The sequence below is a fragment of the uncultured Shewanella sp. genome (assembly GCF_947501225.1).
GTDB lineage: Bacteria > Pseudomonadota > Gammaproteobacteria > Enterobacterales > Shewanellaceae > Shewanella.
Genome location: NZ_CANMUW010000008.1, coordinates 1 through 23,390 on the forward strand (window position 1 = coordinate 1; position 23,390 = coordinate 23,390).

General features: G+C 47.1%; 17 protein-coding genes and 1 tRNA gene. 10 read left to right on the forward strand and 8 right to left on the reverse strand.

The window, feature by feature from the left end:
- Positions 1 to 257 precede the first annotated feature (257 nt).
- Positions 258 to 348, forward strand: a tRNA-OTHER gene (locus Q1B47_RS12710).
- Between the two features lie 141 nt (positions 349 to 489).
- Positions 490 to 1,632: a DcaP family trimeric outer membrane transporter gene (locus Q1B47_RS12715; RefSeq protein ID WP_299794176.1), complete on the forward strand. Its 1,143-nt coding sequence runs from the start codon at positions 490 to 492 to the stop codon at positions 1,630 to 1,632.
- Positions 1,633 to 1,737: 105 nt separating this feature from the next.
- Here Q1B47_RS12715 and Q1B47_RS12720 read toward each other — a convergent pair whose 3' ends face one another.
- The 3 genes from Q1B47_RS12720 to acs form a co-directional block, all read right to left on the reverse strand.
- Positions 1,738 to 2,007 (reverse strand): GrxA family glutaredoxin, encoded by a 270-nt coding sequence (locus Q1B47_RS12720; RefSeq protein WP_299794178.1) that lies wholly within the window; start codon positions 2,005 to 2,007, stop codon positions 1,738 to 1,740.
- Positions 2,008 to 2,069: 62 nt separating this feature from the next.
- Complete coding sequence (locus Q1B47_RS12725; protein WP_299794181.1) at positions 2,070 to 3,812, reverse strand: DEAD/DEAH box helicase; 1,743 nt, start codon at positions 3,810 to 3,812, stop codon at positions 2,070 to 2,072.
- A 195-nt stretch (positions 3,813 to 4,007) separates the two neighbouring features.
- Positions 4,008 to 5,960: an acetate--CoA ligase gene (acs, locus tag Q1B47_RS12730; protein ID WP_299794183.1), complete on the reverse strand. Its 1,953-nt coding sequence runs from the start codon at positions 5,958 to 5,960 to the stop codon at positions 4,008 to 4,010.
- A 175-nt stretch (positions 5,961 to 6,135) separates the two neighbouring features.
- Between acs and Q1B47_RS12735 the strand changes: the two genes are divergently transcribed.
- The 3 genes from Q1B47_RS12735 (at position 6,136) to Q1B47_RS12745 (ending at position 11,817) form a co-directional block, all read left to right on the forward strand.
- Positions 6,136 to 9,561, forward strand: a complete 3,426-nt coding sequence (locus tag Q1B47_RS12735) for a PAS domain-containing hybrid sensor histidine kinase/response regulator (RefSeq protein WP_299794185.1) — start codon at positions 6,136 to 6,138, stop codon at positions 9,559 to 9,561.
- A gap of 56 nt (positions 9,562 to 9,617) precedes the next feature.
- A complete protein-coding gene (locus Q1B47_RS12740; RefSeq protein ID WP_299794188.1) occupies positions 9,618 to 10,229 on the forward strand; it encodes a fumarylacetoacetate hydrolase family protein in 612 nt (203 codons plus the stop codon).
- A gap of 298 nt (positions 10,230 to 10,527) precedes the next feature.
- Positions 10,528 to 11,817, forward strand: coding sequence for an FAD-binding oxidoreductase (locus Q1B47_RS12745; RefSeq protein WP_299794191.1), 1,290 nt, complete (start codon positions 10,528 to 10,530; stop codon positions 11,815 to 11,817).
- A 106-nt stretch (positions 11,818 to 11,923) separates the two neighbouring features.
- On the opposite strand, the gene Q1B47_RS12750 is transcribed toward Q1B47_RS12745, so the two are convergent.
- From Q1B47_RS12750 to Q1B47_RS12765, 4 genes are all read right to left on the reverse strand, one after another.
- The gene (locus tag Q1B47_RS12750; protein WP_299794194.1) at positions 11,924 to 12,583 is read right to left on the reverse strand and encodes a response regulator transcription factor; all 660 of its coding nucleotides are present in this window, start codon (positions 12,581 to 12,583) and stop codon (positions 11,924 to 11,926) included.
- 242 nt (positions 12,584 to 12,825) lie between these two features.
- Positions 12,826 to 13,251 carry an acyl-CoA thioesterase gene (locus Q1B47_RS12755; protein ID WP_299794196.1) on the reverse strand — a complete coding sequence of 142 codons (426 nt, stop codon included), beginning with the start codon at positions 13,249 to 13,251 and terminating at the stop codon, positions 12,826 to 12,828.
- 188 nt (positions 13,252 to 13,439) lie between these two features.
- Positions 13,440 to 14,504: a 3-deoxy-7-phosphoheptulonate synthase gene (locus Q1B47_RS12760; RefSeq protein WP_299794199.1), complete on the reverse strand. Its 1,065-nt coding sequence runs from the start codon at positions 14,502 to 14,504 to the stop codon at positions 13,440 to 13,442.
- Between the two features lie 166 nt (positions 14,505 to 14,670).
- Positions 14,671 to 15,483 (reverse strand): pyruvate, water dikinase regulatory protein, encoded by an 813-nt coding sequence (locus Q1B47_RS12765; RefSeq protein WP_299794202.1) that lies wholly within the window; start codon positions 15,481 to 15,483, stop codon positions 14,671 to 14,673.
- Positions 15,484 to 15,609: 126 nt separating this feature from the next.
- Here Q1B47_RS12765 and ppsA point away from each other — a divergent pair, with 126 nt between their 5' ends.
- From ppsA to Q1B47_RS12790, 5 genes are all read left to right on the forward strand, one after another.
- Positions 15,610 to 17,979, forward strand: coding sequence for a phosphoenolpyruvate synthase (gene ppsA, locus Q1B47_RS12770; protein ID WP_299794205.1), 2,370 nt, complete (start codon positions 15,610 to 15,612; stop codon positions 17,977 to 17,979).
- A gap of 381 nt (positions 17,980 to 18,360) precedes the next feature.
- A complete protein-coding gene (locus Q1B47_RS12775; RefSeq protein ID WP_299794208.1) occupies positions 18,361 to 21,420 on the forward strand; it encodes an FAD-binding and (Fe-S)-binding domain-containing protein in 3,060 nt (1,019 codons plus the stop codon).
- A gap of 77 nt (positions 21,421 to 21,497) precedes the next feature.
- Positions 21,498 to 21,938 (forward strand): DUF1285 domain-containing protein, encoded by a 441-nt coding sequence (locus tag Q1B47_RS12780; protein ID WP_299794211.1) that lies wholly within the window; start codon positions 21,498 to 21,500, stop codon positions 21,936 to 21,938.
- 113 nt (positions 21,939 to 22,051) lie between these two features.
- The gene (locus Q1B47_RS12785) at positions 22,052 to 22,471 is read left to right on the forward strand and encodes a MarR family transcriptional regulator (protein ID WP_299794214.1); all 420 of its coding nucleotides are present in this window, start codon (positions 22,052 to 22,054) and stop codon (positions 22,469 to 22,471) included.
- Between the two features lie 55 nt (positions 22,472 to 22,526).
- Positions 22,527 to 22,931, forward strand: a complete 405-nt coding sequence (locus Q1B47_RS12790; protein ID WP_299794217.1) for a PliI family lysozyme inhibitor of I-type lysozyme — start codon at positions 22,527 to 22,529, stop codon at positions 22,929 to 22,931.
- 29 nt (positions 22,932 to 22,960) lie between these two features.
- Here the strand turns inward: Q1B47_RS12790 and Q1B47_RS12795 are convergent, their stop codons facing one another.
- Entirely contained in the window at positions 22,961 to 23,305 is a 345-nt protein-coding gene (locus Q1B47_RS12795) for a hypothetical protein (protein ID WP_299794220.1), read from the reverse strand.
- Positions 23,306 to 23,390: the final 85 nt, after the last annotated feature.

Consider the following 23,390-nt stretch of genomic DNA (forward strand, 5'->3'; position numbering starts at 1 on the left):
CGAATCCTTCACGACCCACCACTTTGGTGGCACTCCTCAGTTTTATTCAGTTCAATTATTCCTCTACAGATAAAGCATTACACTTAACAGATCGTTAGCTCAGTTGATTCTTCATAATAAGAGCGCAGTTGGCTTTACTCTTAACGTCCACATTGGTCGAAGGTTCGAATCCTTCACGACCCACCACTTTGGTGGCACTCCTCAGTTTTATTCAGTTCAATTATTCCTCTACAGATAAAGCATTACACTTAACAGATCGTTAGCTCAGTTGATTCTTCATAATAAGAGTGCAGTTGGCTTTACTCTTAACGTCCACATTGGTCGAAGGTTCGAATCCTTCACGGCCCAGCTCTTTTCTCTATTTGAGTGTAAATTGTTGATTAGCATTGCCTGTAATACTTTTGGTTGATAGACGTTTTGCTAATGTTGCTTGCCAGCTAACTCCGTCATATTAATTTTGAAAAAATATAATGATGAGGGAGAGAACCGATGAAACATGCAAACTTAAGCCTTGTGGCCGCTGCGACTATATTGGCTGTAAGTGTAAATGCACATGCTGGAGAGACAGAGTTTAAATTCGGAGGTTATGTAAAAACGGATGTTATGTTCAGTGATTACAGCAATGGAGCGCCAGACTCAGGAAACCTTTCAAGGCAGTTTTATGTTCCAGGTACCATTTATGGTGTCGAAGGCAATGGCGAACAGGTTGTTGACTTTCAGGCGCGTGAGTCAAGGTTTAATTTCAAAACCAGTACAGATCTAGGTGGCCATAAATTAACAGGTTTTATAGAGCTGGATTTCTTTACTCATTCAGATGGCAATGAACGCGTCTCAAATAGTTACTCTCCTCGTATTCGTCATGCATTTGTCAGCTTCGACAACTGGACTGTAGGACAAACCTGGAGTACGTTCCAAAATCCGGGGGCACTGCCTGAGAATCTGGACTTTGTTGGCGCTGCGGAAGGTACCCCTTTTGCCAGACAGGCGCAAGTACGCTATACCAATGGTGGTTTCCAGTTTGCGGTAGAGAATCCTGAAACTACGGTGACGCCATATGGCGGTGGTTCCCGTATCACCAGCGGCAGCGGCATGGTGCCTGATTTTGTAGCCCGCTATAACTTTAAAACGGAAGGTGGAGCTAAGTTCACCGTTGCCGGCTTGGCAAGGCAGTTAAATATTGAGAAAGGTGATATCGATACTCAGGAGATGGCATATGGTGCCAGCTTTACCGGTGTCATCCCGGTCGGTAGCGATGATATCAAGCTTTCGGCGACGGTGGGTGACGGTTTAGGTCGTTATATGGCGCTTAACTACGCCAATGGCGGTGTACTAAATGAGATGGGGGAGATTGAAACCATCAGTTCTTACGGTGGTTATGCCTCTTATCGTCACTGGTGGAATGATAAGTGGCGCTCAAGTTTCACTGTTTCAGGCTTTAAGGCCGATAATGATGTGACGTTAACCGGTGGTGCGGTCAACGAAGAGTCCTATTCAGGTTATATCAATTTACTCTATTCACCGGTTAAGCCAATGACCGTCGGTGTTGAGTATATGTATGCAGAAAACACTAAGCAAAATGGTGATAAGGGTGAACTGAATCGCGTTATTTTCTCAGTGAAATATGTTCTGTAACCATTGCTCTTAGCTCTTTAGCATTAAAAAAGGAGGCATTGGCCTCCTTTTTATTTAACAGCTTCACTCGGCATTGCCTTTGAGGTCTGTTATCGGTTTTTAATCTTATGCTGGTTGCGTAAGTAGCTGATTTTCTCTTACAAACTGCTCGAACTCGGTGCAGCCACCAACGTGCTGTTTATCAACGAAGATCTGAGGAACAGTCTCAACAGGTTTGCCTACTGTTTTTTCAAGATCTGCCTTACTGATCCCTTCTGCATGAATATCTACATACTTGAATTTAAAGTCATCACGAGCTTCAACAAGTTGTTCAGAAAGTTGTACCGCTCTAACACAGTATGGGCAGCCCGGACGGCCAAAGATTACGACAAACATATTTGCTCCTGAGAATTTACACGCGTACTTTATACCACAGGAATAGTATATTTGCATATTTTCTAATGATTAAAGTTTTTTTCGATTTGATAGCGGCCTTGATAATCGAAGAAAGTTTCTACTAAATCCCACCGTTTCTTGCTCTGTTTAAGCAGTAACAGGTCGGGATGCCTGAACTGATCTGATGCCGCTATGACCTGCTCGGCGCTGTTATATTGTTGATGTTTTAAACCTGGGGTGCGTGTATGAGTCAGTACAAAGAGGGCGTAGAAGGCTCTGATCTGCCCGTTAGTCTGAAAACTAAAATATCGGCAGTAGTCATTGCCGTCGGGATCGATATAACGAACTAGCAATTTATCGGCTTCCTTTTCCAGCAGCATGGTCTGACACTTGAAGAGGTGGTGATGTTTTTGCTGTAACACCTCTTTTAATCGTTTGTCAGGATCGATAAGCATTGAGTCGCATTGATGACAGATCTTGGCTGCAATATCATTTTCCTCACCGCAATTAGGACAGGCTTTAGAACGAAAACGAAAGTCGCATTGAGATCTCCCCCCCAGGTGCTCAATTAATGCCTGGCAACGGCGACCGAAGTGTTCGACGATATCGCCGTCATCATCAACAATCCCCCAAAAGATGTTAGCAAAGTTGCAAATCGGGCAGTGTACCTGTACGGGAACACTCTTGCTGTCAGGCTTATGCTGTCCCACTTCGGGGAAATACAGATCGTATCCATTAGCGGCATAATCGATAACCAGGCATTCATCTTTACCTTCACAGATCCTGAGTCCTCTTCCCACCATCTGTTGAAAAAGGCTTACTGATGCCGTAGGTCTTAAAATTGCGATTAGGTCTACGTGAGGAGCGTCGAATCCAGTTGTGAGAACGGCGACATTGACGAGATATTTTATGTTTCTCGATTTGAAGTCGGTGATGATCTCATCCCGGTCGACCGTTTTTGTATCCGCGGTGATCAGTGCAGCTTTCTCGAGAGTTAATTGCCGCATAATCTCCTGGGCATGGCGAACAGTGGCGGCAAATATGATGACACCCTGCCTGCTGGCTCCCAACTCGACAAGCTGCTTTACTATCGCTGTTGTGGCACGGCCGCAATGACTGAGTAGGTTATTGACCTCCTCTTCGCGATATTCGCCGCTGGGGGAGGTCTTTAACGCGCTAAAATCATATTGTACAGATAAACCATCGAACATCTTAGGGGAGCTCAGGTAGCCTCGTTTAATCAGCGGTCGCATCGGCAGCTCGAAGATGCACTGTTGAAATACGGCCTTATCAGGATTACCTATCTTTCCATGGTAGTGTTGATGGTAGATCCAGCCCCTGTCCAGTCGGTAGGGGGTTGCAGTGAGTCCTAACAGCCTTAGTTTGGGGTTTTGTCTTCTCAGGTGCGAAAGAAGTTGTTGGTATTGGCTATCTGCTTCTGAGCTTACCCTGTGGCACTCATCGATGATCACTAATGAGAAAGCTTCATTGAACTGCTGAGGTGCTCTCACGGCAGATTGGATACTGGCCACAACAGTTTTGTTTTTGGTAGACTTTTGGTTGAGACCGGCGGAGTAGATACTCGCCTCTGCAGTAAGTAATCCCACTTTTTCTGCATTTTGAGCCACTAACTCTTTGACATGAGTCAATACGAGTACGCGGCCATTGGCAATGCGCGCTAATTCCGCAATAACAATGCTTTTTCCTGATCCTGTTGGCAGGACTAACACTGCCGAATCTGCACTTCTCTTAAAGTGAGTTACTGCCGCATCGACAGCTTGTTGTTGATAATCTCTTAACTGCACCTAAAGCCTAAGAATGTTGGTTTACGCAGCTGAAAGGATAACAGTGACAATGGCGGGTATCTAGAGTCAGTGGCCATTCTGCGAATGGAAATTTCTGGCAAAGAAACTGGCCGGCTATAAATAAGGCAATAGAGATAAAAAAAGCCCCTATCTATTGCATATAATAGATAGGGGCCAGCGGGAGTTATTGGTAGCTTACTCGCTGCGGTTGAGTCTTGACTCAATCAAGGTGTCGATAACAGCCGGATCGGCCAGAGTCGACGAGTCGCCTAAGTTTGTCACTTCATTGGCTGCAATCTTACGCAGGAATCGACGCATGATCTTACCCGAACGGGTTTTCGGCAGACCTCCGGCCCACTGTATCAGGTCAGGTGTTGCTAAGGCACCAATCTCTTTACGTACCCACTTTCTGAGTTCCTGACGAAGCTCCTCGGTCTCGGTTGTTCCCTTAGTCAAGGTGACATAGGCATAGATACCCTGTCCCTTGATATCGTGAGGGTAACCAACGACAGCGGCTTCGGCTACATCTTCATGTGATACCAGTGCACTTTCGACTTCGGCAGTGCCAAGCCTGTGGCCCGATACATTGATCACATCATCAACGCGGCCGGTGATCCAGTAATAGCCATCCTCGTCCCGTCTCGCACCATCGCCGGTGAAGTACATGCCACGGAAGGTTTTGAAATAGGTGAGGGCAAACCTGTCATGGTCGCCATAGACAGTTCGCATCTGTCCGGGCCAGGAGTCCAGAATCACCAGGTTGCCTTCGGTTGCGCCATCTATGATATTACCCATATTATCGACAAGGGCAGGTTGAACACCAAAGAATGGACGAGTAGCAGAACCGGGCTTAGTATCGGTGGCACCCGGCAGAGGGCTTATCAATATTCCGCCGGTTTCTGTTTGCCACCAGGTATCGACAATCGGGCAGTGCTCCCGGCCGATGACTTCATTATACCAGCGCCATGCTTCCGGGTTAATTGGTTCACCGACCGAGCCCATGATACGTAATGAGCTACCATCAAAATCGGTAAACTGCTCTTTACCTTCCGCCATCAAAGCACGAATGAGTGTCGGTGCGGTGTAGAGGATATTAACCTTATGACGGTCTATCATCTCACCCAGGCGGGCAGGAGAAGGGTAGTTGGGCACGCCTTCATGAATGAGTACAGTAGCACCGTTGGCCAGAGGGCCATAGACCATATAAGAGTGACCTGTGATCCAACCTACATCGGCTGTACACCAATAGACTTCGCCATCTTTGTAATCGAAAACATATTCATGTGTCATGGCGGCGTAAACCATGTAGCCACCGGTGGTATGCAGCACCCCTTTAGGATTGCCCGTAGATCCTGAGGTATAGAGCAGGAACAGGGGATCTTCTGCGCCCATCTCTTCAGGAATACAGTGCTCGGAAGCCGTATCGATCAGGGATTCCCACTTAATGTCGCGGCCTTCAACCCAGTTAACATCGCCACCTGTTCGTTCTAAGACGATGACCTTCTCGACACAGGTGACATCAGGGTGTGACAGGGCTTCGTCGATGTTAGCCTTCAGCGGAATGATACGCCCGCCGCGAACCCCTTCATCGGCGGTGATCACGACTTTTGATTTTCCGTCGATAACACGAGAAGCAATAGAGTCCGGTGAGAAGCCACCAAAGACAACAGAGTGGATGGCACCAATACGTGCACAAGCCAGCATAACCACGGCAGCCTCAGGCACCATAGGCATATATACGGTAACTACATCACCACGTCTTACGCCCTGGCTACGTAGTGCGTTGGCAAACTTACAGACATCTTTATGCAGTTCGCCATAAGTAATTGTACGTTGATCTTTCGCGTCATCACCTTCCCAGATAATGGCGACTTTATCGGCGTGTTTATCCAGGTGCCTGTCCAGGCAGTTAGCCGAGGCATTGAGTGTGCCGTCATAGAACCAATTAATCGACAGATTATGATCGTCAAAGGAGGTTTTCTTAATTTTAGTGTATGGCTTGATCCAATCGATGCGTTGTCCATGCTCTCTCCAGAAACCTTCAGGATTAACAATCGACTCTTGGTACATCTTTTTATATTTTTCTTCGTTTATATGTGCGTTTTCAGCTATTTCGCTAGAAACTTTGTAGAGAGACTGCGTGCTCATTGGGCTTCCCTTAATCTAATAATGCCTGACTGAAGTATGGAGTCTCAAGGGCTCTTAGCTCTATTAGACCTTGGTCTAGTGCTAAAATCCTCTTTGTTTTTAGACTGTTGTAAGATATTAGACGGCTAGATTTAATTCTTTTTTTAACGCACAATGGTGTAAAAAAGAGAATATTATGAATTTGACCATCTTTGTAGGCGTGATCGCCGTTCTGTATGTTTTCCTGCTCTTCCTGTTGGCTTGGGGAGCCGAGCGGTGGTTTAGTCGTATTACAAAGAAGTTGCAGGTTTGGATCTATGGTCTGAGCCTGGCGGTTTACTGCTCCTCCTGGAGCTTTTTGGGGACCGTTGGTCAATCTGCGCAGGATCTCTGGTCATTTCTGCCCATCTTTATCGGACCCATTCTTATTTTTACCCTGGGGTTTGGTTTACTTCGAAAGATGGTTATCGTTTCCAAGGCGCATAACATCACCTCTGTTGCAGACTTTATTGCCGCTAGATATGGAAAATCACAGCTTCTGGCGGCTATTGTTACCCTGATCGCTCTCTTTGGTATCATGCCCTATATCGCACTACAGCTAAAAGCCATGGTGTTTAGTCTCAATCTGTTTCAGCCCCATGACTCCCCCTTCGATGGGGCGAAAGTATCCTTGATCATTACTGCCGTTCTTGCCATGTTTGCCATACTGTTTGGCACCAGAAAGCTGGATGCCACCGAGCATAACCCCGGCATGATGCTAGCTATTGCCTTCGAGTCGTTGGTGAAGCTGGCGGCTTTCCTTATTGTTGGCGTTGTAATAAGTTTCGGTTTCTTCGATGGTTTTGGCGATATATGGCAGCAGGCAAGTGAGCAAAATCTTATTAATGAGCCCGTATTACGCATCGAGTCACTGATGCCGCAACTGCTGGTGGGGATAGCCGCATTTCTCTGTATGCCCCGCCAGTTCCATGTGATGATGGTCGAGTGTATCGATGAGAAAAACCTCTTAAAAGCCCGCTGGATATTCCCGGTTTATCTGCTCCTGTTTGGTATGTTTGTTGCGCCCCTGGCATTAGCGGGAAAACTTATTCTGGGTGACAGTGTCGCTGCCGATACCTACGTCATAAACATGCCATTGGCGCTGGACCAGCCTGTGGTCGCTATCATCGCCCTGCTCGGGACCCTGTCTGCCGCCACCGGAATGGTTATCGTTGCGGTGGTGACGATCAGTGTGATGGTCAGTAATGAATGGCTGGTCCCTTTCATGCTGCGAACCGGTAAGATTAAAGAGAAAAATTTCAGTCAATTTTCTCAATTTCTGCTCAATGCCAGACGCCTGTCGATCATCATTATTTTGGGGCTGGGTTACTTCAGTTACCTGTCATTTATGGACAGCGACTCGCTGTCAACTTTGGGGATGCTCTCTTTCGGCGCATTTGCCCAACTCGCTCCCGCCGTCATAGGTGGCATGTATTGGAAGCATGGTAATCGAGCCGGCGTATTAATCGGTCTGGCCGTGGGCTTTGGTCTTTGGTGTTACATACTTCTGTCCGGAGTGAGTGCAACCCATGGCATTTTCGCTAATGATTTTGGTCTGCTCGAGTCTATCACACCCAATGTCAGGGACATCTTAACCGCACTACTGGTTAACCTGGCCTGTTATGTACTGGGCTCCATCTGGTTCAGAGCCGGGGTTGCAGAGCGTATGCAAGCCAGTGCATTTGTTGCTCCCGGAGAGTTGAAGAGTAATGCTAACAGGAAAGCATCACCCGTATCACAACAAGATCTATTGATTCTTGCCAGTCGTTTCGTGAGCCCAACCCGTGCCTATGAAAGTTTCTCCCGGTTCTCAAATGAGGCGGTAAAGAGTGATAGCTGGCATAAAGCGGCCCCGCCGGAGTTAATTGCACATACCGAGCATATGTTAGCCGGTGTCTTGGGGGGCTCCAGTGCCTCTCTGGTCATGGAGTCGGTACAGCAGGGGCGAGATCTGGCCCTGGATGAAGTCTTTAGTCTGGTAGATGAAGCTTCTTCAAAAATTATTCTTAGTCAGGATATGCTCAGAGGTGCCATTGAGCACGCCTATGAAGGGATGAGTGTGGTTGATAAGGATCTCAATCTGGTCGCCTGGAACCATAAGTATTCCGAACTGTATCAGTATCCGGAATCATTTTTACAAGAGGGCATGCCGATCAGTGATGTGGTTCGCTTTAACGCTGCCCGTGGTTATTGTGGTGCCGGTGATGTTGATGAGATGGTACGTAAACGCGTTCAACATATGCGAAATGGTACCCCTCATGTTTCAGAGCGTGAACGAAAAGATGGCAAGGTTATCAAGATTCAGGGAAACCCTATGCCAGGTGGCGGGTTTGTGATGACATTTACCGATATCACCCAATATCGCGAACATGCCAAGGCTTTGCAGGAGGTGAATGATACCCTCGAAGCCAGAGTTAAGGAGCGTACCTATGAGCTGGCTATGCTCAATAGTCAGCTGTTGGAGGCCAAGGCGCAGGAGGAGATGGCCAATGCTTCCAAGAGTAAGTTTTTAGCCGCTGTAGGGCACGATCTTATGCAGCCTCTCAATGCGGCAAGACTGTTTACCGCATCGTTGTCTCAATACCCGAACCTGGATCAGGAGGGGAAAAAGACCTTGTCTCATGTCAACAGCTCCCTGAAGATTGCCGGAGAACTGCTTACGGACCTGCTCGATATCTCTAAGTTAGACTCTGGGATGGTCGAGGTAAATAGAAGGGACTTTGCCGTATCTGAGTTACTTGAAGGTTTGGCCGTTGAGTTTGATGCTATGGCTAAAGATAACCGGATCCGGTTCAGTATGGTGCCATGTAGTGCAACCATCAACTCTGACTTAAGTTTGCTTCGTCGTGTGTTACAGAACTTTTTAACCAATGCGTATCGTTATGCTCGCGGGAGTCGGGTCTTGTTTGGTTGTCGCTACCGCGGGGATGAGCTTGAGATACAGGTTCTGGATACAGGTTGTGGTATCGATGAGAAAGAGACTCAGGAGATATTCAAAGAGTTTAAGCGTCTCGATAACCCCAGCAGTAAAAGCGTGAGTGGCTTAGGGCTGGGACTGGCTATTGCCGATAGGATCAGCCGGGTGCTCAATCATAAGATCCATGTGAGCTCAGTACTGGGCCGCGGCTCGGTTTTCTCTATTCGTGTCCCCATGGGACAAACCGCGAGAGAAGCTCAGCCTAAAAAGCTTCCCACAATGTTACAACCTCTGGCAGGGGTAAAGGTACTGTGTATCGATAATGAAGAGGCGATCCTTGCAGGCTTGGAGAGCCTGCTCAGTCGATGGCAGTGTGAGGTGATCTGTGCCACAGGCCTTGCCGATGCGAGAATTAAGTTAGGGTTAAAGGGGGTCGCGCCCGATATTGTTCTGGCCGATTACCATCTCGATGATGGGCAAAATGGTGTAGATGCAATGGATGGGATCCGTGCTCTGTATGGCAGTCATCTACCCGGTGTATTGATCACGGCCAATACCCGTAAAGAACTTATCGATGATGTGCAGCAAAGGGGTTATCGCTACATGGCTAAGATGGTAAAACCGGCAGCATTGAGGGCATTGATCTCAAGCCTAATCAGAAAATAACACTATGGCGCGGTTGAGTATAAATTCCAATATATAAAAGGTTAATGGAGAGATAAGTGAACACAGTTGTCCTTGGTAATCGAGTCGTTACCCCATCAAAGATAGTTTGTGTGGGCAGAAATTATGTCGACCATATAGAAGAGTTAAAAAATGAGATACCCGAACAGATGGTGCTCTTTGTCAAGCCTAACTCATGTATTACTGATGAGCTCATCAGCTATCAAGATGAAGCGATCCATTATGAGTCAGAGTTATGTTTTCTGGTAGAGAATGGGGGATTTGTTGCCGTGGGACTGGGGCTGGATCTAACGAAGCGGAACCTACAGAGCAAACTTAAAGCAAAAGGTTTGCCCTGGGAGCGGGCAAAAGCCTTCGATGGCTCCGCGGTCATGAGTGAATTTGTTAAAATTGAGGAGGCCTGGGATGGGCTTAATTTCGACTTGTTTATTAATGGCGAGCCGACTCAAAGGGGAAATATTGGGTTGATGATGAATAAACCCGCCGAGATCTTAGATGAAATAAAGAGATTCATGACCCTGGAGGATGGGGATATCGTTATGACAGGGACGCCAAAGGGAGTTGGGCAGGTGAATGAGGGGGACGAATTCAGAGCTATACTCCGTGACAATGATGCCAGGCTGCTAGAGGTAAGCTGGTGTGCTGTTTAACCTGTAATTGTTTAAGTCTGTGGGGGGCTTCAGCGTCTCCTGCTCTTCTCCTCTCTTAATGCGTCTAGGCGTTTAAGATATCTTTCTGATCTTCTTATCTTCAATAAAACAGATGCCCACAACTACTGCCGTCTGTAAAGAAAACCACTACATAGTGGATGAGCAATTCAGCATAGAGTAATAATAATTTGCCGAATTCTCATTGACGCAGATCTCTCTATCTATATACTCAAAAAACAAAGTGTAAAAAATATAAAACAAGAAGTCATTTTATTGAACATGGATGGAGCCTACTCTTATGTCAGAACAACGCTGCGATTCTTACTATAGCGCGACAATTAATGATGAAACTCAATACCCCAGACTCGAGGACAACCTCAGGGTGGATGTGGTTATCGTTGGTGGCGGCTTCACCGGCGTGTCGACAGCTGTTGAGTTGGCCGAACGGGGATTAGATGTCGCCATTGTTGAGGCTAATAAGATAGCGTGGGGAGCGACGGGGCGTAATGGCGGACAGGTTACCGGTAGTCTTTCCGGTGATGCGGCTATGGTTAAACAGCTTAGAAACAAGCTTGGCGCTGAGGCGGAAAATTTTATCTGGAACCTTCGCTGGCGTGGCCACGAGATCATCAAAAGGCGTGTTGAAAAATATGGTATCGATTGTGACCTTAAATTTGGTCATCTGCATGCCGCCTACAAGCCCGGGCATATGCAGGAGTTGCAAAAGAGCTATGATGAAGCTGTAAGACGAGGCATGGGAAGCGAGCTGGAGTTGATATCAAGGCAGGATATTCCCGGTTATCTGGAAACGCCACTCTACCATGGAGGGCTACTGAATAAGCGAAATATGCATCTTCACTCTGTGAACCTCTGCATAGGAGAGGCGCGGGCGGCGCAGGGGCACGGGGTGAAGATATTTGAAGGCTCACCGGTTATCGATATTTGCGATGGCGCTTTACCCGTAGTCAAAACCGCATATGGCTCTGTCACTGCCAATAGCGTGCTCATTGCAGGCAATGCGTATCATAAACTTGCCAGAGCCAAATTAAGTGGCATGTTGTTTCCGGCCTCTTTAGGAAATTGTGCAACGGTAAAGTTAACTCCGGAAGTCGCTAAGGCCATCAACCCTCATGATGTTGCCGTTTATGACAGTCGATTTGTGCTCGATTATTATCGTATGACCGCCGATAACAGACTTATGTTTGGTGGAGGCACCAACTACTCCGGACGGGATTCTAAGCATGTGGCTAAGGAGCTGCGCCCGGCAATAGAGCGGACCTTTCCTAGGCTTAAGGGGATCGAAATCGAGTATGAGTGGACGGGGATGGCCGGAATTGTGGTTAACAGAATCCCCCAGCTGGGTAAGGTGTCGCCCAATGTGTTTTACTGCCAGGGCTATTCAGGCCATGGGGTTGCGACTTCGCATATCATGGGGGAGATCATGGCTAAGGCCATCATAGGTCAGTTGACCGAGTTTGATCTGTTTGCCGATATGAGACAGATCCGTCTTCCCGTTGGTGAGTGGTTGGGAAATCAAGGTATGGCTTTGGGTATGCTCTATTATCGGATGATGGAAAACTTTCGTTGATATCGGCTCACTTTCACTCTATTCGACTCTTCAGATTCGCGTCGTTTAAACTCAAAAGCCGAACAGATGTTCGGCTTTCACAAGTTAACGGGCAATAGGAGCAGGGTTACAGCTCGACCTTCTCCATCTCTAGCTGCTGAAGTGAGATAACGGCCTGGGTGCGGTTACGGACACCAAGCTTACGGAAAATCGCAGTAGCATGGGCTTTAATCGTAGCCTCGGAAACACCGAGATCGTAGGCGATCTGTTTATTTAACAAGCCTTCGGCAAACATCTGCAAGACCTTATATTGCTGTGGAGTCAGATCAGCAAGTTTGCTGGCCACCAGATCCGTTGCATCCTCCTCTATCGGTTGAAGCTCTACGTCTGCGGGTAACCAGATATCACCTTCGAGTACGGCTGTTAATGCTTGTGCGAGTGTCTCCATGGAGGCCGACTTCGGAATAAAGCCTGAGCTCCCATAGTGTATGGCGCGACTGATGGTGATGTTATCTTCGTGAGCGGAGATCACCATCACCGGAAGATCCGGGTAGTGTGTACGAAGGTGAATTAATGTTGAGTAGCCATGTGAGCCCGGCATCTGTAGATCCAGTAGTACCAGGTCAAATTCAACATCTTCATTTTCTATCTGACTTTGTAATGCTTCGGCACTGTCGGCTTCAAACCAACGTGTGTCGGAAAACGATCCTGCTAATGCTTGGCGTAGGGCATTTCTGAATAGCGGATGATCGTCTGCAATGATTATATTTAAGTTATCTAGCTTCATGGCTTTTGTGTTTGTGTTAGTTGCACGTGAAGATTAGTTCAATGTAACAGAAAAAGGAGAGGGGATCCTATCGGTTTGTGAGAAAGGGGGAATATTTTGCCTTAAAATTCGGTTTGTTAGACTTAAGTCTAGTAACTATAGAAGGTGAAAATTCAGTAGGGAGCGGAATTCTTTGCTAAAAAAGTGACAGCGGTCGGTGTTAACTGCTATCACTCATAGTCATTGCAATGACGTTTGTCGGTTTACTCTTCGGTCCATACCTTAGTCGGCTTTCTGTTATCGTCGACGGCGACAAAGGTAAAGACACCTCTGATGGCGTGCTCGCGCTGATCGTTATACATATCTTCGACAAAGATATTGACCTCGACTTTCAGTGAAGTGTTACCTACATGGATAACATTTGCGATGATCTCTGCGAGCGTACCGGCCGGAATAGCTTTCTTAAAGTCAATCCTGTCTGAACTGACTGTGACAAGAGGTTTACGGCAGAACCTGGTTGCTGCGATAAAAGCCGTCTCATCCATCCAGGCTAGTGCTTCACCACCGAATAAGGTGTTGTGGTGATTAGTGATAGATGGAAAAATAGCTTTAATGACTTTGGCTTCTGAGTTTTCTATACGGGCTTTGATCGCCTCACTGAGGTGATTTTGTGTTTGGGTTAGTGGCATACGGCAACCTAAGGTTATGCTTTGTGGAATGATGCGAACAGCTCAGCTCATCGTCGGGCACAATTAATGTGCTTGATTTGAATGAGGGTATGGTTCATGTTTTGAGGTAAAGCAGCGTCCATACAAGCCTCATTCAGATGAAGCATGTATGGTTCTGTATCTTTATCGTGGCAGAGTGTCTGCAGCAATTACTGGTTAAGCTTGTTTATTCTGTCACGTGATGCTTTCGCCAGGTCCCGAAGCAGCTTTTCAGAGTCATCCCAGTTCAGGCATGCATCGGTAATGCTCTTACCGTATACAAGTTGCTCTCCTGCAATCACTTTCTGGTTGCCCTCTTCGATAAAACTTTCGGCCATGATACCGGCGATAGCTGTTGAGCCCTCGCTCATCTGTTGCATGATGCTGTCGGCAACGGTTAGTTGTTGCTTATGCTTCTTCTGACTATTACCGTGGCTGAAGTCAACGACCATGCGATGAGAAACGCCGACACTCTTGAGTTTTTCAGCTGCCGCATCGATATCTTCGACATGATAGTTAGGCTGTTTTCCACCCCTTAGAATGATGTGACCATAAGGGTTGCCAGCAGTGCGGTAGACTGCCATCGCGCCATCTTTGTCCGGAGAGTAGAAGATGTGTGGCTCTTTGGCCGCACGCACAGCATCGATGGCGATATTGATATTACCATCGGTACCGTTTTTAAAACCTACCGGGCATGAAAGTGCTGACGCCATCTCGCGATGGATCTGACTCTCAGTGGTGCGAGCGCCAACGGCTCCCCAGGTGATGAGGTCGGCAATATACTGTCCGTTCACCATATCTAAAAATTCGGTGGCAATGGGTAATTTTAGTTCGGTGATCTCTTGCAGTAACTGACGAGCCAGACGTAAACCTTTATTGGCGTTGAAACTGCCATCGAGATCGGGATCAGAGATTAACCCCTTCCATCCGACTGTCGTACGTGGTTTCTCAAAATAGACCCGCATCAGTATACACAGGTCATCTTTCAGTTCCTGGTGGAGCTTAGCCAGCCTTGTTGCATAATCGATAGCCGCTTTTGTGTCATGAATCGAGCAGGGGCCGATAATAACCAATAACCTCTGATCGTCTCCTTTGAGGATGGCTTCGACTTCACGTCTTTGCTGAACAAGGTAATCGGCAGCATCTTGGGTTAGTGGGAATTCTGAAGCCAATTTTGCGGGAGAAATAGCCTTACATAATAAAGTGGTGCGTAGTTCATCTGTTTTAATGGTCATTCAATATACCGAGCGTTCGTATGGGCAGTTAGCCTTATTGCTTGCGATTATAACGAATAGTTGCGACTTGCACAGTGCCTATTGAGTGAATTCTCTCTCTATTTATAAGCAGCTGTGCAGATATTTGGTCAAACTGGTCAGTTCTTTTCGAAAAAAGTGTTCGATTTTAGAACATATGACGTTCAAGTCCGGTGACATCGAGGATCTTGGTCGCTATCTCTTCGACCGAATGGTTAGTGGTATTTACAAAGGGGATCCGCTCTCGCTTGTACATCATCTCAACCTCTTTTACCTCGATTCGACACTGTCTCAATGAGGAGTATCGGCTGTTGTCCATACGGCTCTTACGTATCTCATGTAAACGCACCGGATCGATCGTTAGACCGAATAGTTTGCTCTTATTCTCTTTTAATACTGTGGGAAGTTTAAGGTTATCCATGTCATCTTCGATGAAAGGATAGTTTGCGGCTTTTATACCAAACTGCATTGAAAGGTAGAGGCTGCTTGGGGTTTTGCCACAGCGTGATACGCCCAGAAGTACTAAGTCTGCCTTATGTATGTTCTTTAATGTCTGTCCGTCATCATTGTCCATTGTATAGTTAATTGCATCGATACGTGCTTCATATCCGTCATTTGCCTTGCCATGGGTTCGATGAACGACAGGTGAGGCTTTTATTCCCAATTGTTTCTCTAAAGGCGACACGAAAGTGTTCAGAAAGTCGTAATCGAGCCCTTCACTGCTGTAGATAATGTCCCGGATCTCTGCTTTTACGATTGAATGGAAAACTAATGGCCGTTCGCCTGTTGTTATATAACAATCATTGATCTGTGCTTTTACATCATGAGCCTTCGCTTCTGTCTCAACGAAGGGTATTGTAAGTGCATCAAACTCAACGGGAAACTGAGAAAGTACTGCATGGCCAAATACTTCAGCTGTGATCGCGGTCCCATCTGAGATATAAAATACTTTACGTGACATTTTGACCTCTTGTAGTAATAAAATTACAAATAAAATTATAGATTTACGCTTCCTGCGCTGGAGTGTAAAATGCCGCTGCCCTCCTGTGAAGGGGCCACACTGAAATAAACTTGCGGAGATAGAACTGTGCAGCAATATGTACTCTGGTATCAAGAATTAGGCATGGGTGACGTCAACAAGGTAGGCGGTAAGAATGCTTCTCTTGGTGAGATGATTAGTAACTTAGCTAATGCAGGTGTTCAAGTGCCTGGCGGTTTTGCTACCACCTCTTACGCGTTCAATGAGTTTCTTGAACAAAGCGGACTTAACCAGAAGATATACGACATTCTAGATACTCTAGATGTAGATGACGTGAACGCACTCGCTACAGCCGGTGCACAGATCAGACAATGGGTGATTGACACCCCGTTCCACCCCGAATTTGAGCAAGTAGTTCGTGAGTCTTACGATAAACTTTCCTCAGAAACCCAAGAAGCCTCTTTTGCGGTACGCTCATCGGCGACAGCAGAAGATATGCCTGATGCTTCATTCGCAGGCCAGCAAGAAACATTCCTGAACGTTAAGGGTTATGATTCTGTATTGGTTGCGATAAAGCATGTATTTGCTTCTTTGTTCAACGATCGCGCTATCTCTTACCGTGTTCACCAAGGATACGACCATAAGGGCGTTGCACTTTCAGCCGGTGTTCAGCGTATGGTTCGCTCCGACACTGCAGCCTCTGGTGTGATGTTCACCATGGATACAGAGTCCGGTAACAATGACGTGGTATTTATCACCTCATCATTCGGTCTGGGTGAGATGGTAGTACAGGGTGCGGTCAACCCGGATGAGTTTTATGTACATAAACCAAGCTTAACGGCCGGCAATAAAGCGGTAGTACGCCGTAATATTGGCAGCAAGTTAATTCAGATGGTTTACTCAGACGATCTAGAACATGGTAAACAAGTTAAAATTGAAGATGTTGCAGCAGAAAAGCGCCGCGAATTTTCAGTGAATGATGAAGAGGTCATGGAGCTTGCGAAGCAAGCGATGATCATCGAGCAGCACTATGGTCGTCCGATGGACATCGAGTGGGCTAAAGATGGTAACGACGGCAAGCTTTACATCGTTCAGGCACGTCCTGAAACGGTTCGCTCCCGTGAAGATGTTCAACTGATTGAACGTTTCCACCTTAAGAGTAAGAGCCAGGTACTAAGTGAAGGTCGTGCAATCGGTCATAAGATTGGTAACGGTGTTGCTAAGGTATTAGGTTCAATTGAGGATATGGACCAGATCCAAGAGGGTGATGTACTTGTTACCGATATGACCGACCCGGATTGGGAGCCAATCATGAAGCGCGCCAGCGCGATTGTCACTAACCGTGGTGGACGTACCTGTCACGCAGCGATTATCGCCCGTGAACTCGGTGTGCCTGCCGTCGTTGGTTGTGGTGATGTGACAGACCGTATCAAGAGTGGTCAGGAAGTGACGGTCTCTTGTGCCGAAGGTGATACCGGTTACATCTATGAAGGCATTCAGGAGTTCGAAGTCGTCTCCTCTCGTGTTGACTCTATGCCTGAACTACCGATGAAGATCATGATGAACGTAGGTAACCCGGACAGAGCTTTCGATTTTGCTCGCTTACCTAATGAAGGTGTCGGCCTGGCTCGTCTTGAGTTCATCATCAACCGTATGATCGGCATCCATCCTAAAGCCCTGCTTGAGTTTAACCAACAAGATGCAGCGCTGCAGGAAGAGATCCATGAGATGATAGCCGGCTATGAGTCGCCTGTTGAGTATTACGTAGCTCGCCTTGTCGAAGGTATTGCGACGATCGCTTCAGCCTTCCATCCGAAGAAAGTGATTGTTCGTATGTCTGACTTTAAGTCAAACGAATACGCGAACCTGGTAGGTGGTGACAGATACGAGCCAGAGGAAGAGAACCCAATGCTGGGCTTCCGTGGTGCGAGCCGTTACATCTCAGAATCGTTCCGTGACTGTTTTGCCCTCGAGTGTGAAGCGATTAAACGTGTTCGTAACGAGATGGGGCTGAAGAATGTCGAAATCATGATCCCATTCGTACGTACTCTCAGCGAAGCCGAGCAGGTTATCGAGCTGCTGAAAGAGCAAGGTTTAGAGCGTGGTGTAGATGGCCTTCGCGTCATCATGATGTGTGAGCTTCCGTCTAATGCACTGCTTGCAGACCAGTTCCTCGAGCACTTCGATGGCTTCTCTATCGGTTCTAACGATTTGACCCAGCTGACATTAGGTCTTGACCGTGACTCTGGCATCATCAGTCATCTGTTTGATGAGCGTAATGAAGCGGTAAAAGCGCTGTTGGCCATGGCGATTAAGGCAGCCAAGAAGAAAGGTGCGTATGTTGGTATCTGTGGTCAGGGACCTTCGGATCATGCAGACTTTGCAGCCTGGTTAGTAGAGCAGGGGATCGATACCGTATCGCTGAATCCGGATACAGTTATCGACACTTGGCTATATCTGGGCAAGGAACACGCTTAATTTTCTTTAAATAGAAGAAGCTAATTACAAAAGCCGCTATTTAGCGGCTTTTTTTGTCTATACCCAAGCCACTTCAAGGTGCTCGTTTCAGAGCTCCCGAAGGATATCTGAACAAGGCAGTGATTGAAGAGAATGGTTACCCCATTGTTAAAATCACTAACACAGTGCAGGTATTCTACGGGGGGGCCGAAGGGCAAGTCGAAAAGTAACACTTTTCTTCATTCTTTATTTATAAGAATAAACATTGAATTAGAATGACTAGTACTGCTGTTTCATGCCTTGAACCTTGTCACTTTTCGACATGCTGCCCCCTGCATTTTGAAGTCGTTTGGGTATATACTGTGAACCAGAATTTTAACAATTAAGTAAACAGAAGCTGATATGTCACCCATCGTTAATCTGCCAAAGTTATCACATGAACAAACGTTAGAGCCCATATACCTTGCCTTTTTGTCTGCGCTTGAACAAAGTGACTTTAGCGGAGATATCGACAAACGATACAGTGCGCGCCTGGCTCAAGCGACGGATAACTCTGTGTACCAGTTCCTTCCTCAAGCCGTTATCTATCCACGAAGTCAAAAAGATATCTGCCTGATACTTAAACTTGCTAACAGCTGTGAGTTTGCCAAGGTCGTTTTCAGTGCACGAGGTGGCGGCACCGGAACCAATGGTCAGGCACTGACTCATGGACTCGTCCTTGACCTGTCGCGTTATCTGAACAAGGTGATAGAGATCAATCCTGAACAGAAGTGGGTCAGAGTCGAAGCCGGTGTGGTCAAGGATGCGCTTAATGATGCGTTAAGACCTCATGGTTTTTTCTTCAGCCCGGATCTCTCCACCTCTAACAGAGCCACAATTGGGGGGATGGTTAACACCGACGCATCGGGGGCGGGCTCGCTGGTTTATGGTAAGACATCGGATCATGTGATTGGCCTGTCCAGTGTGCTCTATGATGGCAGTGTGCTCGATACTTACTCAATCACTCCTGAGCAGGTGGAAAACATCGATTCTGTAACCACAAACCCTCTCGGGCAGAGCTTGATGACGGCGATTGCCGGTATCTGTCATGAAAAACGGTCACTTATAGAGTCCAGGTTCCCTAAGCTTAATCGCTTTTTGACCGGTTATGATCTTAAGAATGTATGGAGTGACGATCTCAGCGAGTTTAACCTGTCCAGAATTTTGACAGGCTCGGAAGGTACACTCGCGGTTATCACCGAAGCCAAGCTGAATATTACGCCTCTTCCGTCGGCGCGTATGATGGTTAACATAAAGTATGACTCTTTCGAGTCCGCGCTACGCCATGCGCCTCAGTTGGTGAAAGCCAATGCGACCGTTGTAGAGACCATAGATTCGAAAGTGTTGAACCTGGCTCAGCAGGATATTATCTGGCACTCCGTTTCTGAATTGATTAAAGAGGTCCCCGGTAGAGCTATCGACGGGCTCAACATGGTTGAGTTTGCCGGAGAGCCGGAGGAGGTGGAAGCCAAAGTTGCAGAGTTAACCGAGGTTTTAGACTCTCAAACCAGCGATAGTGGTGCCGGGGTATTGGGTTATCAGGTGACCCGTGATAAAACCAGCATCAATATGATCTATGCCATGCGAAAGAAAGCGGTTGGTTTGCTTGGGGCGGCAAAGGGACGCAGAAAACCCTTGGCATTTGCTGAAGATACCGCAGTACCTCCGGAAAAGCTTGCCGACTTTATCATGGAGTTCAGAGCGTTGCTGGACAGTCATCAACTTCAATACGGTATGTTTGGTCATGTCGATGCAGGTGTGCTACACGTCAGGCCCGCCTTAGATATGTGCGATGTTAATGATGAAAGGTTACTTAAAACCGTTTCCGATCAGGTGGCCGAGCTTACGCTGAAATATGGGGGCCTGATGTGGGGAGAACATGGGAAGGGGGTTCGTGGTGAATATGGCCCCTCGGTGTTCGGTGAGGAGCTGTACGGCGTTCTGGAGGAGGTTAAGGGACTGTTCGACCCTAACAACAAAATGAACCCGGGTAAGCTGGTGGCGCCTAAGGAGACGGGTGAGCTTCTTTATAACGTCGATAGCATCAAGCGGGGCAGTTTCGATCGCCAGATCCCGGTTCAAACCCGCGATGCCTTTCCCGATGTGATGAACTGTAACGGTAACGGACTGTGCTTCAACTACAGTGTTTACTCTCCTATGTGTCCCTCTTTCAAGGTGACAGGAGATCGTGTCCAGTCCCCTAAGGGGCGTGCAGGATTGATGCGTGAATGGTTAAGGCTGCTAGAATCAGAGGGCGTAGATGTCGATGCCCTTGCTAAAGCCAAGCCCCTGGGATGGCTGCAGCGTACTCAGAATACCTTAAAAGCCACGCGTGAATATGATTACTCCCATGAGGTAATGGAGTCACTGAAGGGGTGTCTGGCCTGTAAAGCCTGTACGTCTCAGTGTCCGGTTAAAGTCGATGTGCCTAAGTTCAGGGCACAATTCTTTAATATCTATTACCAGAGATATCTGCGACCGGTGAAAGACTATCTGGTTGCGGGTATTGAAGATAGTTTACCCTTGATGGCTATGGCGCCAAGGCTTACTAACGCCGTTTCTCAAAACCCGGTCAGTCAGTGGGTGATAAAGCGGTCATTGGGTTATGTCGACGCACCCGCATTATCGGTTCCAACCCTTAAACAGAGACTCGATGGCCACGCCTGTCGTGGTTATGATCTCGAGGCGCTGCAGAATATTCCTGAGGATGAACGGCACAACTATGTGATTGTGGTACAGGACCCGTTCAACAGCTTTTATGAAGCCGACACTGTGTACCACTTTATCAAGTTGATTGAAAAGCTGGGTCTAAAACCTGTGCTTCTCCCGTTTAAACCCAATGGTAAGCCGATACACATTAAAGGCTTTCTCAGCAAGTTTGCAAAGACTGCCCAGTCTTCGGCGGATTTTCTGACTCAGGTCCATCAGCTGAATATGCCTATGGTCGGTGTCGATCCGGCAATGGTGTTGTGCTATCGGGATGAATACAGGGAAGTGCTCGGGGATAGTTGCGGTGATTTTACGGTACAACTATCTAATGAGTGGTTAGCACAAGCAATAAAGCAACATGATATACCAAGCTTAAGCCCCGATGCTGCGGAAAAGTTCACTTGGTTCAGTCACTGCACCGAATCCACGGCTAAACCGAATACCGCAGCCCAGTGGCAAGCGATTTTTGCTCACTTTGGCGCAAAGCTGGAGGCGGTGAGCCTGGGATGCTGTGGCATGGCAGGCACTTATGGCCACGAAGCCGAGAATCAGGAGCGTTCACAAGCCCTGTTTTCCATGTCCTGGGAGCAAACGTTAAAATCGATACCGCCGGAGCAGGTGCTGGTATCCGGTTACTCCTGCCGGAGTCAGGTGAAGCGGTTTGGGGGCTTTAAGCCCAGACATCCGGTGCAGGCCCTGTTGGCCTTGCTGTAAATCCGTTTGTTTAGCTTGCCGTTAGCGACACTACACAAGCCTGGCATTGCCAGGCTTACCTGTCTTCAGGAGTCCATATGAGTGATATTAATCCCGATGCCGGATATGAGTTAGCTAAACTCACAAAAGGGGCGCCACTGTGCTCTGAGAAGGCGTTGTTTGACATCGACGAGCAGGGCGAGTGGAGTTATCTGGGGGAGCCATTACCGAACAAGTTTGCACGACTCTTCTCCTCGGTTTTACATCGTATAGATGATCAATATTTTCTTATTACCCCTGTCGAAAGGTTACGGGTAAGGGTTGCCGATGCGGCACTTCTCATAGTGGACTATGAACATGAAGATAACGCCTTTTTGCTCGACTCTAGTCTGGGTACACAGCATAGCGTCATTGATGTGAATGGGTTTGATCTTAAAGATGATGGGATCTACCTCGAGTTAGAGAGGAGCCTTAAGGGGAAATTGGGGAGAGCTTGCTATTATCGATTTATCAATGAGTTTATAATTTCAGAAGATTAAGCAAACTAATCAAAGCCTTATGTATAAATTCGTAATTAGTTATGACTAACAGCTAGTTTCTTACGGACTAAGTGGTAGTATTAAATCAGGTAGTGATGGATTGGGGGTGCTGATTGAAACAGTATGAAAGCCTCGGATATCTGGTGTCACACTTGAATATTGACCTTCAAAATGCACTGGATCAAAAGCTAAAACGATACCAACTGGACATTAAACTCTGGCCGGTTCTTTTTGCCCTGTGGCAAGAGGAGGGGCTCACGCAAACAGAGTTATCTAAAAGGTGCGATGTCGCTCACTATACGATGACACGCCTGCTCGATCAGTTGCAGGTTCAGGGCCTGATCACCCGGCATCAGGAAGCTGATAACCGCCGTGCTTTTCATATCTTCCTTACCGATGCCGGAAAGGCATTAGAGCAAGATCTGGTGATCGAGGCTGAAAGGGTCAATGCCCACTTTCTTGATAATTTATCCAGTGATGAACGCGCAAACTTCATGACATTACTCAATAAAATCAATCGATTCCCCGGATAAAGCTTAGTTTTATAAATTTCATCTTAATCATTATGATGAACTATCAGAGGATAATATGCTTAAACCCCTGTCTATCATACTGCTCTGTTTCGCCCTGAGTGCATGCTCCATCAATATTAACAAGCCCAGGGCCAAACCGGTTCCCTCCGAGTGTGTTTCATCCGGTATCTACCTTGAAAAGTTTGAATTAGCCAATGGTGCCACATTAGTCGTGAGTGAAGGGAAGTTAGAGCCAAGATCTTTGGGGAGTGTAACTGTAAAACTGTTTCGGGATCTCGCCGTGGGAGATTTTGTCGCCGCGGTGTCTTTTCCCCGTGACGGGACGATTCTAAAGGCGGTGTTAATCGAGAATGGCTCCGATAAACAGAAACTCTCTGTTACAACGGTCACCGCGGGTAGCGGTAATTATCAGGACAGTCAACTGATCTGTGTGGCTGGCGACAATATCACACTCTGTTAGCAGGGCTACTTCGGCACCAGCTTGTCATTTTAGTTAAGCAGCAGAAATATCAGCGCCGAAAGGGTGACAAAAATGGTGATGTTTTGCAGCAGCTTTCTGCTCTGAAGCAGGTTCTCTTTTCCCTGCTTGATACTGGTGACCAGATTATTTCTCTTGTAGATCCGACACACCATCTGTTCGGTTATTGGGTCTATAAGTAATTGAAAACGGCATGGATTTCCATTTGTTAAGCGTATTCTATGTTCGCTGTTTTGACTGAAGTTAAGTTTTCTGGAGACCATCTTTCCGTTAATAAATACACGTTCCAACCCGCACCAGTTGCTGGCTTGAAGTTCGACTACATCCTGGTTGAGATCATACTTGAAAGTAACCATCGCGTTTTCCTACGCTAGATAACGAGGTTCTAAGTCAAGCAGACAAATATGACATTAGCCAGTCAAAACGGTTAAAAATTTATGG

Excerpts from the sequence above, each read along its gene's own strand:
- Q1B47_RS12715 (WP_299794176.1), top strand. The coding sequence starts at position 490 with ATGAAACATGCAAACTTAAGCCTTGTGGCCGCTGCGACTATATTGGCT.
- Q1B47_RS12720 (WP_299794178.1), bottom strand. The coding sequence starts at position 2,007 with ATGTTTGTCGTAATCTTTGGCCGTCCGGGCTGCCCATACTGTGTTAGA.
- acs (WP_299794183.1), bottom strand. The coding sequence starts at position 5,960 with ATGAGCACGCAGTCTCTCTACAAAGTTTCTAGCGAAATAGCTGAAAAC.
- Q1B47_RS12735 (WP_299794185.1), top strand. The coding sequence starts at position 6,136 with ATGAATTTGACCATCTTTGTAGGCGTGATCGCCGTTCTGTATGTTTTC.
- Q1B47_RS12745 (WP_299794191.1), top strand. The coding sequence starts at position 10,528 with ATGTCAGAACAACGCTGCGATTCTTACTATAGCGCGACAATTAATGAT.
- Q1B47_RS12750 (WP_299794194.1), bottom strand. The coding sequence starts at position 12,583 with ATGAAGCTAGATAACTTAAATATAATCATTGCAGACGATCATCCGCTA.
- Q1B47_RS12755 (WP_299794196.1), bottom strand. The coding sequence starts at position 13,251 with ATGCCACTAACCCAAACACAAAATCACCTCAGTGAGGCGATCAAAGCC.
- Q1B47_RS12760 (WP_299794199.1), bottom strand. The coding sequence starts at position 14,504 with ATGACCATTAAAACAGATGAACTACGCACCACTTTATTATGTAAGGCT.
- Q1B47_RS12765 (WP_299794202.1), bottom strand. The coding sequence starts at position 15,483 with ATGTCACGTAAAGTATTTTATATCTCAGATGGGACCGCGATCACAGCT.
- Q1B47_RS12775 (WP_299794208.1), top strand. The coding sequence starts at position 18,361 with ATGTCACCCATCGTTAATCTGCCAAAGTTATCACATGAACAAACGTTA.
- Q1B47_RS12780 (WP_299794211.1), top strand. The coding sequence starts at position 21,498 with ATGAGTGATATTAATCCCGATGCCGGATATGAGTTAGCTAAACTCACA.
- Q1B47_RS12790 (WP_299794217.1), top strand. The coding sequence starts at position 22,527 with ATGCTTAAACCCCTGTCTATCATACTGCTCTGTTTCGCCCTGAGTGCA.
- Q1B47_RS12795 (WP_299794220.1), bottom strand. The coding sequence starts at position 23,305 with ATGGTTACTTTCAAGTATGATCTCAACCAGGATGTAGTCGAACTTCAA.